This is a genomic window from Pseudomonas sp. B414 (assembly GCF_055408445.1).
Window position 1 is genome coordinate 1 of record NZ_JBUZTQ010000059.1, and the last position, 12,726, is coordinate 12,726.

15 protein-coding genes, 1 tRNA gene and 4 pseudogenes are annotated in these 12,726 nt (G+C 55.5%); 3 read left to right on the plus strand and 17 right to left on the minus strand.

Annotation, left to right across the window (positions count from 1 at the left end):
• Positions 1–182: 182 nt before the first annotated feature.
• Complete coding sequence (locus ACZRMH_RS25210; RefSeq protein ID WP_464015743.1) at positions 183–1,742, minus strand: L,D-transpeptidase family protein; 1,560 nt, start codon at positions 1,740–1,742, stop codon at positions 183–185.
• Positions 1,743–1,874: 132 nt separating this feature from the next.
• Between ACZRMH_RS25210 and ACZRMH_RS25215 the strand changes: the two genes are divergently transcribed.
• Both ACZRMH_RS25215 and ACZRMH_RS25220 read left to right on the plus strand, forming a co-directional pair.
• On the plus strand, positions 1,875–2,594 hold the full coding sequence (locus ACZRMH_RS25215) for a murein L,D-transpeptidase catalytic domain family protein (protein ID WP_464015744.1): 720 nt from the start codon (positions 1,875–1,877) through the stop codon (positions 2,592–2,594).
• Positions 2,595–2,646: 52 nt separating this feature from the next.
• Positions 2,647–3,504 carry a GNAT family N-acetyltransferase gene (locus ACZRMH_RS25220; protein ID WP_464015745.1) on the plus strand — a complete coding sequence of 286 codons (858 nt, stop codon included), beginning with the start codon at positions 2,647–2,649 and terminating at the stop codon, positions 3,502–3,504.
• Between the two features lie 167 nt (positions 3,505–3,671).
• Here the strand turns inward: ACZRMH_RS25220 and ACZRMH_RS25225 are convergent.
• The 6 genes and pseudogenes from ACZRMH_RS25225 to ACZRMH_RS25250 all read right to left on the minus strand — a co-directional run.
• Positions 3,672–3,746: transfer RNA gene (locus tag ACZRMH_RS25225), tRNA-Gln, on the minus strand.
• 259 nt (positions 3,747–4,005) lie between these two features.
• Positions 4,006–4,476 (minus strand): anti-virulence regulator CigR family protein, encoded by a 471-nt coding sequence (locus ACZRMH_RS25230; RefSeq protein ID WP_464015746.1) that lies wholly within the window; start codon positions 4,474–4,476, stop codon positions 4,006–4,008.
• Positions 4,477–4,540: 64 nt separating this feature from the next.
• A complete protein-coding gene (locus ACZRMH_RS25235; protein ID WP_464015747.1) occupies positions 4,541–5,152 on the minus strand; it encodes a hypothetical protein in 612 nt (203 codons plus the stop codon).
• Between the two features lie 51 nt (positions 5,153–5,203).
• A complete protein-coding gene (locus ACZRMH_RS25240) occupies positions 5,204–5,728 on the minus strand; it encodes a P-loop nucleotide/nucleoside kinase family protein (protein ID WP_464015748.1) in 525 nt (174 codons plus the stop codon).
• A 108-nt stretch (positions 5,729–5,836) separates the two neighbouring features.
• The gene (locus ACZRMH_RS25245) at positions 5,837–6,619 is read right to left on the minus strand and encodes an APH(3') family aminoglycoside O-phosphotransferase (protein ID WP_464015749.1); all 783 of its coding nucleotides are present in this window, start codon (positions 6,617–6,619) and stop codon (positions 5,837–5,839) included.
• 40 nt (positions 6,620–6,659) lie between these two features.
• Positions 6,660–6,905 (minus strand): annotated as a pseudogene (locus tag ACZRMH_RS25250) (nucleotidyltransferase family protein); the annotation flags it as partial.
• Positions 6,906–7,189: 284 nt separating this feature from the next.
• Between ACZRMH_RS25250 and tnpB the strand changes: the two are divergent.
• Positions 7,190–7,396, plus strand: a complete 207-nt coding sequence (tnpB, locus tag ACZRMH_RS25255; RefSeq protein ID WP_464015750.1) for an IS66 family insertion sequence element accessory protein TnpB — start codon at positions 7,190–7,192, stop codon at positions 7,394–7,396.
• Positions 7,397–7,516: 120 nt separating this feature from the next.
• Here tnpB and ACZRMH_RS25260 read toward each other — a convergent pair whose 3' ends face one another.
• From ACZRMH_RS25260 to ACZRMH_RS25305, 10 genes and pseudogenes are all read right to left on the minus strand, one after another.
• Entirely contained in the window at positions 7,517–7,756 is a 240-nt protein-coding gene (locus tag ACZRMH_RS25260) for a pyocin S6 family toxin immunity protein (protein WP_464015751.1), read from the minus strand.
• A 15-nt stretch (positions 7,757–7,771) separates the two neighbouring features.
• The gene (locus tag ACZRMH_RS25265) at positions 7,772–8,920 is read right to left on the minus strand and encodes a colicin E3/pyocin S6 family cytotoxin (RefSeq protein WP_464015752.1); all 1,149 of its coding nucleotides are present in this window, start codon (positions 8,918–8,920) and stop codon (positions 7,772–7,774) included.
• Positions 8,921–9,022: 102 nt separating this feature from the next.
• On the minus strand, positions 9,023–9,322 hold the full coding sequence (locus ACZRMH_RS25270) for a hypothetical protein (protein ID WP_464015753.1): 300 nt from the start codon (positions 9,320–9,322) through the stop codon (positions 9,023–9,025).
• Positions 9,323–9,423: 101 nt separating this feature from the next.
• On the minus strand, positions 9,424–9,765 hold the full coding sequence (locus ACZRMH_RS25275) for a phage tail assembly protein T (protein WP_464015754.1): 342 nt from the start codon (positions 9,763–9,765) through the stop codon (positions 9,424–9,426).
• Positions 9,766–9,773: 8 nt separating this feature from the next.
• Positions 9,774–10,190: pseudogene (locus ACZRMH_RS25280) on the minus strand (phage late control D family protein); the annotation flags it as partial.
• Positions 10,191–10,281: 91 nt separating this feature from the next.
• Positions 10,282–10,767, minus strand: coding sequence for a GNAT family N-acetyltransferase (locus ACZRMH_RS25285; protein WP_464015755.1), 486 nt, complete (start codon positions 10,765–10,767; stop codon positions 10,282–10,284).
• A complete protein-coding gene (locus ACZRMH_RS25290; RefSeq protein ID WP_464015756.1) occupies positions 10,758–11,054 on the minus strand; it encodes a type II toxin-antitoxin system TacA family antitoxin in 297 nt (98 codons plus the stop codon). The genes ACZRMH_RS25285 and ACZRMH_RS25290 overlap by 10 nt, the downstream gene beginning before the upstream one ends.
• 146 nt (positions 11,055–11,200) lie before the next feature.
• A pseudogene (locus ACZRMH_RS25295) lies at positions 11,201–11,308 on the minus strand (phage tail protein); the annotation flags it as partial.
• A pseudogene (locus tag ACZRMH_RS25300) lies at positions 11,287–11,679 on the minus strand (site-specific integrase); the annotation flags it as partial. The pseudogenes ACZRMH_RS25295 and ACZRMH_RS25300, both read right to left, overlap by 22 nt.
• 398 nt (positions 11,680–12,077) lie before the next feature.
• Positions 12,078–12,726 (minus strand): hypothetical protein (locus ACZRMH_RS25305; RefSeq protein ID WP_464015757.1); only part of this gene is annotated, 649 nt, incomplete at its 5' end.

The window sequence follows — 12,726 nt, forward strand, 5'->3', positions numbered from 1 at the left end:
CAAAAGGGACTCGCTGTAAGAGCGAAACCAATATTTCAGTTATATAAAAATGCCGGATATGTACTCATTGAGCCAGTTAAAAACAGAACCCCACTCAAAAAGGTTATAGCGAATTGACCCTGGCATAGCGCTTGCGCGATGAGGGTCAAGACGGTATCTACGAGGGATGCGCCCACCGAAGGCTATTTTTTACCCGCCAGCGCCGCAATCAATGCCGGGTCGTGGTTATAGATATCCGGCGCATAGGTCACCTTGCCATCCTTGTTCGCCTGGGCAGTCCAGTAAGTCATCAGGATCGGTGTCGGGTTGGACAGTCTGAACTCATGGGTCAACCCGGTGCTCAGCAGCTCTTCACTGCGCACCTTCTCGGCTGGCGTCACCAGCAGGTCGCGCAACTGGAACACCGCTTCAACCCGCACACAACCCGAACTGAACGCCCGTGGCCCCTTGCTGAACAGGGCCTGGCTTGGAGTGTCATGCAGGTACACAGAAAACGGATTGGGGAAGCGGATGGCGATTCGCCCCAGCGGGTTTCGCGGCCCGGCCCCCTGGCGCAGCAAGATATTGCCCGGGCGATCCCAGTCGATATCCTGCGCTGCCAGCGGCTGGCCGTTGCTGTCGACTATCTGCAAGTCCTGACGACTGAGGAAGGTCGGATCGCTACGGATCTGCGGCAGTTTGTCTTCGCGGAAAATGGTCGGCGGTATGGTCCAGGTCGGATTAAGGGTCAAACGGTTGACCCGGGATTTCAGCAATGGCGTCTGACGATCAGCACGACCAACCTGGGTGCGGGTCTGCCACACGGGCACACCATTCTGGTACACGGTCAACTGCGCAGCCGGCACATTGACCAGCAGGCTGTTGGGCTCAAGGTCCTGTGCAATCCAGCGAAAGCGCTCCAGGTTGATGCGCAATTGTTCGCGACGCTCCTGGGGGCTGATATTCAACTCTTTGAGAGTTCCGGCACCGATTACAGCGTCAGCCTGCAACGAGTGATCAAGCTGAAAACTTTTTACCGCGGCTGCCAGTTCATTGCGGTAATGATGATCCACGGTTGCTGGCATATGGCTCAGGTAGCCCTCGCTAACCAGCCGCCTTGCCAGTTCGGGCACTCGCGCATCCTGCATGCCGGGGCGCAGCAAGGGGCCGCTGGCCAATGGCTGCCATTGTGGCAACGGTTGCTGCCGCTGGCGCGCATAAACCCGGCGCAGATTCTGATACAGCTCGCTTTGCGGGCGCGCCTGGGCAAAGGCCCGGGGCACGTCCTGCAAACCCGGGCCGGCTACAGCCAGGGTCCAGGCCTGGCGATCTTGCGGTACTTCATTGGCATGCCACACCGGTTCGAACTTGGCCTGTGGCAAGCGACCATAGTGCAAATCCTGCAGTGCCTGCAGATACTGCTGGCTGATTTCGATATCGGCACACAGATCCCGCGGTGCAGGCAACGGGTAATTAGCGTGGTCAAGACCGTCATCTGCCAGTTGCGCCAATGCTGTTTGCAGTGCACCCAAACGTTGAGAATCCACCCATACCGGCTGGTCTTGTTGCCCCTGATAAAAACTCTGCAGCAATTGCTGCGCAGGCCCATTAACGCGCGCAGCCAGGCTCGGACATGCCTGGGGCAGTTGGCTGAGCGCCTGTTGTACCGGGCTAACGGAGTCTGCCTGTAGGGGATCGGCTACAGTGACCAGTGGCACAGTCAGCAAGGCAATGCTCAAGTAAAATGCGCGTTTTTTGAACAACTGCTTTACTCCAATTAATGGCCGTCAACTGAATCAGCGGGCACAGCAAACCCTCAGGCTAGCATCTAAAGCAGGATCGCCAAGTTATCGGCGCAAGATGCTGGCCTGACTACAATCGAGAACACGTTATTTATGCTCATCTTTTTACGTCGCTTTTGTCTGGCCGTCATCGCACTGAGTGCAACCTGCAGCACTGCCTACGCAGCCAATCCTCAATTACTCAGCAAGTTGAGCCATGCTGCTCCCGAACTCAATCCGCAAGCCTTGAAAAGCGCCCTGAGCGCCATGCAATGCGCCGTCAACAATGGCGCCAAGCAGGCCCGGCATCTGGCAGTGATCGATTATTCGCAACCTTCAACTGCACGCCGTCTCTGGATCTTTGACCTCAACCGCAAGACATTGGTTCTGCGCGATCTGGTCGCCCACGGAAAACAATCCGGTGAAAACTTCGCTACCAGCTTCTCCAACACCAACGGCAGCAACCAGTCCAGCCTGGGCCTGTTCAGCACCCAGGAAAGCTATATCGGCGCCCACGGCTACTCGCTGCGCATGGATGGCCTGGAACCGGGCATCAACGATCTGGCCCGTGAACGGGCGATCGTGATCCACCCTGCCGCCTACGTGAACCCGCTATGGAGCAAAACCCAGGGCCGCATCGGCCGCAGCCTGGGTTGCCCGGCGGTACGCCCGCAAGTGGCACGCCAGGTAGTCGACAAACTCAAGAACGGCCAGTTTATGTTCGCCTGGTACCCCGACCAGCGCTGGCTGCAATCCTCGGCTTACCTCAACTGCCAGTCACGGCAGGTGGCGAGTATCGTGTCGAGCAAGCATGAAACCATGCCCGGGGGTTGAAAACCCGGGCGTAATAACGGTAGATAGTGCGCACATGTTCAAGGAGATCCCCATGTCCGCACTGCCCCAGACTGCCTGTACATATCGCTCCATGACCCGGGCAGATTTGCCCGCAGCTTATGCCTTGTCCGCACAATTGCACTGGCCCCATCGCCTTGAAGACTGGGACCTGTTGCACCGTGCATTCAAAGGATTTGTGGCCTGCCGCGAAGATCAGTTGATAGGTACGGCATTTGCCTGCCCCCAGGGCGCCTTTGCCAGCATCGGCCTGGTGGTGGTCAACCCCGCCTTTCAGGGCCAGGGCATTGGCCGCCGGTTGATGGAGCAGGCACTTGAGGCATGCAAGCCCGGCACGGCGATCCTCAATGCTTCCGTCGCTGGTGCACCACTTTATCTGAGCCAGGGCTTTATTGAATTCGGCACCATTGAGCAGCGCCAGGGCCTGGCACAAGCCGTGGCCTTCCAGGAACTACCCGAAAGCGAGCATTGCCGTGCCCTCGACGAATCGGATCAGGCCCGCCAACTGGCCCTGGCCAACGCCGGCAGCGGCCTGGACCGTAGCGCCATCTTCGCGCAGTTGCACGATACGCTGGAACACTCGGCCGGTATTATGCGTGACGGTCAGTTGCAGGCTTTTGCCCTGTTGCGCCGCGCCGGACGTGGCCATTGCATTGGCCCGGTCATCGCTGAAAACCTGCAGCAAGCCAAACATCTGATCGCCACCCTGCTCGCCCGGATCCCCGGCCAGTTTGTCCGTATCGATATTGCGCAAGACAGCGGCCTGGGAGAGTGGCTGACGGACAAAGGCCTGGAGCCGGTAGACCGTGTGACCCAAATGGCCCTGGGCACTCCCCCGCAAACCTCTGATCGGGTTCACCAGTTCGCGCTGATTTCGCAGGCAATCGGCTGACCTGAAGAGATCAGGCAGGACCGATCCGAACGGAAACAGGACTTGAACGCATAAAAAATTTGGGGGGTTAAGCGAAGGATTTGTTTACTTGCGAGGTCGCGTCAGGCCGGACGGCGTTGACGCTGGACTAGAAGATTCCCGTCCGATGCTGGACAAGATCTGAAATATGGCAGGGGCGGCTGGATTTGAACCAACGCATGGCAGGATCAAAACCTGCTGCCTTACCGCTTGGCGACGCCCCTGTATCTGTAGCGATGAATGCCGGGCATTCATTTGTCGATGCTTGCAGCCTGCGAGTGTTGCCAATCGCTGTGAACCTGTAAGGGTTCGCTGTAAGAACGAGCGCAAATATACCCCCACTCTCCGGGTTTGGGAAGCACTTTTTAAATAAATTTATTCAAAAACAGCTACTTAGTGCTGCTAGCGGTAAAAAAAGCCCGGCAACCCGGGCTTTTTTCATTGCCGCGCAAGGATCACCGGGCATCGAACAGCAACTGCGCCTCAATCGAAGGCACCATTAAGCACTTCATAAATAAGCCCGGTAGCAATGGAGACCAGTATCAGATCAGTACCCACCTGCTGCCATTCATACCCGTCATAATGCGGCAGCCTGCTGGCCAGCCGACCATCGAGTTTTTTGGCGATACCCGGCGGCAGCGGCTTGCCCCGTGCCAGATTCTTTTGTATGCCTGGCGGCAAGGCTTGCCCGCGCGTCCAGTAATCACGATGGCCAAGAATAATCTCCAGTGTGCTCGCGCGATTGATACTTGGCCCATGAGACCAATCGTCATTACCGGACTTCTGACCTTTATTGCCATGGCCACCCTGCTTGCCATGATCCTGATCATATTGCTGGCCGCCCTTTCCCTTGCCTTGCCCATTGCCGTTACCGGGATCGGCCAGCGCAGTCGCTGAGCTGCAAGCAAGTGCCAGGCATGTAAGAGCTGTAATCAGCGAACGCGAAGTGGACATGGGAATAATCTCAGAGGGCGGACTACAGCTAACTATAGACCTACTTTCCCCCCGCAATACCCGCTCAAGCAGCCTCGGGCAGAGAAGCCAACAACGCATCAAATGCTTGCACAGCGTATCTGCGGTCATTGGAAGGCATCGACGGGATTTTGAGGTCCGCCGGCAGCTCCCAGTGGACGCGCCCGGGGAAGACCTGCTCGATTACCCGGTACCAGTCAAGCAGAGGCGCTTGCAGCCTCAGGTGCAATTCGAAGTTCGTGCGTGTCCGACTTGAATCACCCTGCATCTGGATCCGCGCAGTCGCGGCGTCAATGACCTTGACCAGATACACATCGGCAAAGCCCAGTTGCTGCGCAGCGATCGCGCGACGCGCTGCCTGCCACGCTAACTGCCACTCGGCCTCGGTGCTCTTGCCAATTTGCCTAAGGCACCAGCTGTAATGCAGCTTCAACGGATCGGTATCGCACACAGCCAGCCCGCACGACTGCTCGATAAAGCAGGCATCACTCCAGCGCTTGGCATTCCAGCTCGTCCAGTAGGCGGCAGCTTGCGCCCCCTGCACAGGCTGGCTCTTGCGATCCGCAGCAAAGGACTCCGGCAAAAGGCTGGCTGATGCCACCTGGTTGCACCAAGTGGTTTTACCTGCGGCACTGATCCCTTCAACAACTACAATCATCTTGCTGGCATCCTTGGTCAAATCATCTGGTTGCTGGGGGGGTACCACGTGTCAGCCCGCAGGCCACGCCCGCCCTGCGCACGAAAGCCGCATCATAATCAACTCCATGGCATCAACGGCAGGCATCCTGGCTGTGTCCAGGGTAAACGGAGCGCAGGCCCACACTTCATATTCATGATTCAGCACTGACTGCCAGCTGGGGGGAGTCAACCCGGGCACATCACCCGTCCTTGTTTCTACCCGGCGTTGATGCTCAAACCGATCCGAGCAAATCACCTGAATGTTGACTAATCGCACGCCTGCCCGTTCTGCAACCGCAGCCCACATCTGCCTGCTTTCAGCCACCGGGTTAACACAATCCACAATCACCGTATGCCCCAAACCAAGATTGCTCAGCGCCAGTTCGTTCGCCACCAGGTAACCGCTACGACCCACGTCACCACTTAAGGCATCAGCATTGCGGATTGCCTGCTCAATCGTATCAATACGCAGATAGACAGCACCTGTTTTACCAGCCAGGCCACGTGCGATCGTGGTTTTGCCAGTGCCTGGAAGGCCGCTAAAAACAATAAGCATGCAATTTCCTCTGCCTTGCGCACGAACAAATCCGGCTGGGAATGTGCCCAACACCAGCTCTTCAGCTATAGAAGGAGGTGACCTGTGATTGACCGTTGGGGTTTCATGCTAAAAAAACTCATCCAATTGCTCGAAGAACTCACGCTTGCTCGGGTTATCGGGCGCTTGCAACCCTTTGAGCAAGTCGCGCGCCGTGTTTTGCGAGACATCCAGACGCAAGAATCGATGGGCAAAGGCAATGTCCAACCAGCGATCAGCAACCCCACCACGGCCCAAGTCAATAAAGTGCAAATCGTCATGGGCATCGACAAACACATTCGCACCGCACAGGTCACCGTGGCTGAACACTCGATCCTCGCCCGGCAACGTCGCACGCAAATGCGCCATCAGTTCCTGCGGCGTATTCAGATCGGGCCATTCACTGAGCTCGTAGTACTTCTCGGCCAAATCATGGGCCAGCAAATAATCCAGTTCACTGAGCCGAAATTCAGCGCCCGAGTCGAAAGGACAATCAACTATCGATACCGCTTGTAGCTGACGTAAAGCCACGCGAAACAGCTGCAATACCAAAGCAGGTTCGCTGATCAGTGCTTGAAGTGGCACCCCGGGCACGCAACGGCTGATCATAAACTCGCCATCGAAACTGTCCGCAACCATGACAACTTCAGGAACACTCAAGCGCCCACTCAGCCAGGACAGCACTCGCGCCTCGCGCAATACACTATAAGTAGTCGGCGCCAGAATCTTCGGGCAAGTCTTGAGAAAAAAGCGATCATTACCCCGAGCAAAACCATAAACATCGCAAGGCGACTCACCGACTTCATCAGCCTGTAGCACCGCGCCACCTATAAAACACTCTATAACCCCGGGCAGTTTGAACGGTATATCCAATAGCCTGTGCTCCAAACGGATGAACTCAAATTAGTGCGCAAAACCATAACAACGTGGTTGCCACCTGACCAGCCACGCCCAAGTCTTCGAACAGTTGCCGGGCTTCAAGGATGACTTCGTTCTCTGCCTCCCAGAAAAGATCCCTGTCGAAATAGAAAACATCGTAGTCCTTCACCCCTGATACCGGTGGCAGATCCGACTGATGATTCCAGACGGCCTGAAACAGACACTCAGCCAGTGATGAAACGCCAAGTAATGTGATAACCCAAGGGACAGCGTTGTTCAAGAAATCTTGAGGGTAGTCACCCTACCTGCGCGCAGTTGCACTTTTGAAACCTGAGCGTTACCCTTCTACATTCGCTGCACATTCAGCGAACGGGTTTAGCGGCCCGAGTACATACAGGCGCACAGCGCCACCATTATTGTTGCATACCGTTGGCGACGCCTCGTTTGGCAAATGCAATGCTCAGAATGAGAGCCTGTTTGTAAGCGCTTCATAACCCCCACATTCAAAGTCGCCACCTGAACCCCGATGCTGTGCTCCCGATTCCTTTCCGGAGCCAGTACCTCATGATGCGCCCCGACGCAAAAGTTGAAAAAGTCTATCTCTACCCCAAACCCGTCGACTTTCGAAAATCCATCGACGGCCTAGCTGCCCTGGTCGAGCTGGATATCAAAGTCGCGGTGTTTGACCCGGTGCTTTTTGTGTTCCTCAACAAGCCTCGAAACCGAGTGAAGATTTTGTATTGGGAGCGCAACGGCTTCTGCCTTGTGTAGCGGGAAAACAGCCCATGTCAAGATCACAAAATGATGGAAAAATGGGCCACTCTGCCTATCCTGCATCTGCCCCATCTACCCCATCTGCACTAACAATGAAAGTTTCTGCATTCGTCTAAACTATGCCCGTACACCAATAAAAAGATCCAGATCCATTGGCAGTTGCTCGTTTACTACAATGGCTATCTCCTGCGCTTGCTCGACGGTTAGCAACCATTCCCCGTCCGGACTCTCTTCCAAACTTTTCCAGCCAAGAATTCCGATTACAGCAGTTTCATACTCAGGCTCAACATTGAGGTCGTATTTCAACGAGTCATCCTCATTATCGTCTTTTAAAAAACCACTAATCCATAAAAACATAATTCGTCCCCAATTCTATTTTGGTGTCGCTCTGCCGGGCTTTGCTCTCTTGGTTTGTTCGCCAGTTTCTGGGTTGAACTCACCAAGGTGTTTCCCTTGAGAATCGTATATTTCAACCGCACCGTGCTGGCTATCCCACTCGTATATCCGGCCTTTTTTATCTTTCCAGCGGCTACGTTTACCTCCGCCGCCCTGAACACTGCTTTTGGACTTAACAGTATAGGCATCAGGGAAAGCCGACAAACCTATTGGTGGTGAATGATAGCTATGATCGCCACCACCTCTAACGTTGATCGACAGGTAAATCGGCGCAATCGTTGGCTGACTCGGAAACCAGATAATAGCGTCCTGATAATCCGGCGGATACGCCGGATTAATCAGGATCTGCTCGGTTTTCGGGCCGGGTGGATATACCCACGCGGCGGGTTTGAGCGTAATGCCCTCGAGCGCCGGAATCCCCAGCACCGCGTTCGGATCGGCGGCCGGCGTCCAAATAATTTCAATCCCATCGCCAAAATCAGCGACCAATTGGTCGCCACGGGGCTTGGCTTCGATGACCGGCACGGTCTGCCAATCCGTTTTACCCCCGGTATAAAACCCGTACAAGTCAACTGAGCCGTCTGGCAGTTGCTTAAGCGTCACCCGAGAGCGGGTGTTCCCTTGGGTCAGTTCGGCATATTGCGCCGATGAATAAAACGCGCTGTCGGGTGAGGTGGTGTTAGGCAGCACCATGCCAATCATGATCTTCACATTCGGCGGGGCCAGCGCAGACAGGCTGCCTCCCAAACGCTTGGCAAGCTCCATCGCGCTGCCAGAACCGCCAATCCACTCCAACGCGGTCCCCGCCGCGGATACCGCCCTCCCTGTGCCCAGCACCGCGTAACTGCCGTACTGCTTCAACGACTCCACCGGCACAAAGCCACTGTGATCCGTCACACCCTCCGGCAAGGCGCAGGACTTCGCAAAAACGTAGCCCTTCTGCTCACCCTGCTCCTTCTTCTGCGCCTTCTCCCAGCGCTCATCGGCCTCCCGATCATTGCGTTCGTTCGCCGCCACTGCTCTATCCCAAGCAGCCTGTGCCAAGTTTGTCGCCTCGGCATGCTCCTTGTTGGCATCCCGACCATTGACACCTAACGTACTCATTTTAATATTTTCAGTCGGCATAACGCTCCTGGCCAAAATTGGTTCGGTCCCAAACATAGTCAAGGCGTAAGGGAACGGTAAACACACCTCCCGAACTCCAGATTTAAGGGCGATGGTGCCCGCCTATTTCTGCGGTGCCCCAGTATCATTGGAGGCCTTGAACGCTAGCTTGATAGCCGGGTAGACAAACGTGCCGCGTCCCTGTTCAACAATGGTTTTGTAGCGCGTACGGACTTGCAATGCAGTCGCATCAGCCACTGGCAAGGTATCCAGCCCATCAGGGAAGATCCGCGCCCTGAGCAACTGCATATCGGCCGGGTTTCTAACCAGTTTCAACACCGCCAGTTCGCAGTTCTCAAACATGCCATAGGCCAACCGGGGATTGCTGCCGAAGCGGTAGTAACTGAATAACGCAACCAGCATTCCGAAACTCAGAAGGATGGAGACGGCTACCAGCGTTTTTTTTGTAAATGGGTCGCACCTATATATTCCAGAAGCTAAAACGCAAAACCTAACACCCACCTTCATGGTTGTAAGTCAGCTTTGTCTGACAGATAGTTCTTAAACAACTCATCCCCATCTTCCTCGTCATCAATACAAGGCGCCTCAAGTCGCCATTCAGGCAGTAAATCCAGCGCCCTCACTTTCGCGCCCGGGGCCTGAAATGAAGCGGCTGCGCCGATGGCAGCCAGCACATCGGCACGCTGATCCCCCGTAGGCGATTCGCGGTCAAAGGCCTGCCGCAAAAACAGTTCCTCGTCTGATAACTGGTTACAAATCTGCTGCAATGTTTTGCCTAGAAGGCCGGTTTTAAAACGTTGGGCGTTGATGCTGCGTTCGGAAAACAGGTCGGTGCGGCCGGGCATTTCCAGGCGCACTCTGGCTGCCAGCCATTGCGGGCAGCCACGTCGGTCACGATGCTGGCCAAACTGACGTTTTCCCAACTGCCGCTGCGGGTGGTTTTGCCGCTGCCGCGCATGTCGCTGGCCTTGCCTCTGATCACCAGGGTGTCCGGTGAGCCGGACAGTTCGACTTCATCCACGGTGTAACGCCCCTGACGGCTTGGCACGGCGCCGGTGTAGCCAAGGAAGATTTCGATTGTGGCCCCGCGACTCGGCAGGGATACGGAGCTGTCGCGGTAATCGATGCGCAGTTCAAAGTCGTCGGACTCCATGCCGGATTTGTCCGTGGTGCGCAGTAGCAGCAGGCGGTCGTTGAGCAAGACGGTGATATCGGCACCGTCGGCGACGATGCGGAAGGTGGAGGAGTCCGGGGTGCTGTATGACCCCAATAACCCAGCGGCTATCGCGGCTTTTTTTGAACAATCGACAGTACGCCGTCGTGGCGTGCACGCCCGCAGAACAAGCCAGTGACAGCTCGACTCAAGTAAAAGGCAACATCATCGAGATGGGAGACAGGGGGCTACATCTGATAAACCCGGTTTTCTCATAGAAGGTCGCCAGACGCTCATTGAGTGGATGGACAATCAGCGCAGTTGAGGCGACCGCATCTGACGCCCATAGGGAACGCTCGATGGCATCTTTGAGCAGATCTAGTGACAACCCCTGCCCTTGTGCCGTTTTGCATACGCCCATACGACCGAGGATGGTCACCGGGTGCATGTCAGGCGAATTGCGTTGTGCTTTTTTGGGTACCACGCTTGATCGTAAAACCTGCCCGCTCGACAGTGTGTAATAACCAACAACCGTTGCTGTGCCTTTGATGCAGGTTACAAATACTGAGGCGTGTTTTGCTCTTTGGGATTTAAGCGCTTTTTTTACCAGGTATTCGTTGATCGAGTCTTCACCGCAATCGAAGGTGCTCAGATCGTGGGTTTCATCCAGTTTTGCAGGCCGGGTCAGCTCCATCGACTTGGCCTGTCAAGCAGTGCGCGCAGGCGATCGTTGGTTTTCAATGGGCTCGACTGCAGGGCTTGTTCGAATGCGTCGAAGTCTGCACCCTCAAGCACAAATACGCGTTGCTCCAGGATCACCTCTTCTGCTCTTTTGCAGGCGGCATCCAGGATAAAGCTGGTTCGATCACTGCCAGACAGGGCCGCGGCCATGTCGATGAGGTCGCGCTTTTTACTGTCGGCTCTCATATTGATTGCGACAGGTTTTAGTTTTTCAGGGCTGTTGACCGCTGGCTGAGTCATAAGATCACCTCCAATGGATCAGGTGGCCTTCCACTTAATCGGCCGAGGACCTTGACCCTTGGGCAAATAATACATCTACCGTGTAGCAATCGTCTACATGTAACGCAATTAGATACACACCCTCTTGACGCCCACAACATCACCCCCTCTTCACTCGGCACCAGGCAGATCGTGTCGAGCACGTCGCCGTCGCCGGTGGTCAGGCCCAGTGACTGGAGCCCGGCGCCGATGCTGCGTAGGGTGTCAAGTTGTTTGTAGTGACTTCACGATCCTGCAGCTTGCCCAGCCAGGTTTCACCAATGGCCTTGAGCGTGGCGCGCCTGGTTTTGCCGAGCGGTCTGAGCTTCTCGTATTCCAAAAGGTAGCGATCGATCATTTCCTTGATTGTCGCGCCGGTACGGTTTGCGCACTCGATGGCACCGGGCTGGTCAAGCTCAACTTCCCGCTTGCGAACCCAGGCTTGGGCTGCCTGTTTTCGGGCGAAGGTCTGGCTCTCTTGGTAGACTTGCACCCCATCGCGAAACAGGCGTATTTGTGCCGTGTAACTGATGCTGCCGTCGGTGCGCTTGCCTGCTCGAATAGTGGCCGTAATCAACTGGTACAATTTGAGTAGTGATTGGTACATTTTACCCTTTTACCCCCTAAAACACGCCTTAAACACGTAGAGCAAAATGCTAGAAAAATCAGCTACAACCCACGTAAACAAAGGCTCTGCGGTGTCCAGACGCTTTAGCGTGGCACCCATGATGGATTGGACTAACTAAGGCTATAAGCCTTACACAACTCTGCTTTCAGCCAAGACGTATTCTTCTCGTACCATTTTTATACCACTAACCTCCCACTTGGGGTGCCCATCCCCCTCGCCTTCTCGTCAACTCCGTCCGATGGTGTCACCCCGAACACTGTTCGTTCACCACCAATAACCAACAATAGTCGCCCCCACACAACAAGAAACCCCGCCTCCTTGTGAGAAGCGGGGTTTCTTAGGTATCTCCCCCGGTGAAGAGGGCTAGAGAAGCATCATCAAACGATGATGGCACTCAGGTCTGTAACGGTATTAATACCAGCCAGCTGGACCACGATGTCGGTGTTTTGAGCACCGATAGCACCATCGCCCTGAACAACGTAAGTATCACTACCTACAACGAATGCAGCGCTTGACGTGCCTCCCCCCATAGCGGTCAGCAGAGCCGAAAACATATCGTTAACCGATGCCGTCGCGAAATCAGTACCACCAAATGTCACCATACCATTGTTGATCCCGGTAATCTCAAGGCCGGATACGCCAGTTTCAATGTCGGTGAAGGTACCAGTCAGAAGGCTGGTAACTGGCAGATCAAGCTTGTCAGCAGTCAGCGAGAAGTTGGTGATGACGTCGTGAGTCAAAGGCGCAGAATCGCTGTGCGCCGGGGTCACATCGGTGAAGGAACCGGTGATCGCCTTGGTGACATCCTTGGATTCGAGCAACAGCTTGCCATCAACGTCGCTGGCCGTAACCAGCAGATTCAGAGCCGCGTCTGCATTGATTGCACCGGCGATGTCGGTAGTCGAGGCTTCGGTGGTGACCGTGAAAGTCTGCTCAACACCGTCAATGGTGAATTTCACCAGGTCATCCGCCGAGAGGTTGGCCACGGTCAGTTCCACCGTGCCGCCCTTGGCAGCGATCCCTGCA

Excerpts from the sequence above, each read along its gene's own strand:
- ACZRMH_RS25230 (WP_464015746.1), bottom strand. The coding sequence starts at position 4,476 with ATGTCCACTTCGCGTTCGCTGATTACAGCTCTTACATGCCTGGCACTT.
- tnpB (WP_464015750.1), top strand. The coding sequence starts at position 7,190 with ATGATGCGCCCCGACGCAAAAGTTGAAAAAGTCTATCTCTACCCCAAA.
- ACZRMH_RS25265 (WP_464015752.1), bottom strand. The coding sequence starts at position 8,920 with ATGCCGACTGAAAATATTAAAATGAGTACGTTAGGTGTCAATGGTCGG.
- ACZRMH_RS25235 (WP_464015747.1), bottom strand. The coding sequence starts at position 5,152 with ATGATTGTAGTTGTTGAAGGGATCAGTGCCGCAGGTAAAACCACTTGG.
- ACZRMH_RS25215 (WP_464015744.1), top strand. The coding sequence starts at position 1,875 with ATGCTCATCTTTTTACGTCGCTTTTGTCTGGCCGTCATCGCACTGAGT.
- ACZRMH_RS25240 (WP_464015748.1), bottom strand. The coding sequence starts at position 5,728 with ATGCTTATTGTTTTTAGCGGCCTTCCAGGCACTGGCAAAACCACGATC.
- ACZRMH_RS25290 (WP_464015756.1), bottom strand. The coding sequence starts at position 11,054 with ATGACTCAGCCAGCGGTCAACAGCCCTGAAAAACTAAAACCTGTCGCA.
- ACZRMH_RS25270 (WP_464015753.1), bottom strand. The coding sequence starts at position 9,322 with ATGCTGGTTGCGTTATTCAGTTACTACCGCTTCGGCAGCAATCCCCGG.
- ACZRMH_RS25275 (WP_464015754.1), bottom strand. The coding sequence starts at position 9,765 with ATGCCCGGCCGCACCGACCTGTTTTCCGAACGCAGCATCAACGCCCAA.
- ACZRMH_RS25285 (WP_464015755.1), bottom strand. The coding sequence starts at position 10,767 with ATGGAGCTGACCCGGCCTGCAAAACTGGATGAAACCCACGATCTGAGC.
- ACZRMH_RS25260 (WP_464015751.1), bottom strand. The coding sequence starts at position 7,756 with ATGTTTTTATGGATTAGTGGTTTTTTAAAAGACGATAATGAGGATGAC.
- ACZRMH_RS25220 (WP_464015745.1), top strand. The coding sequence starts at position 2,647 with ATGTCCGCACTGCCCCAGACTGCCTGTACATATCGCTCCATGACCCGG.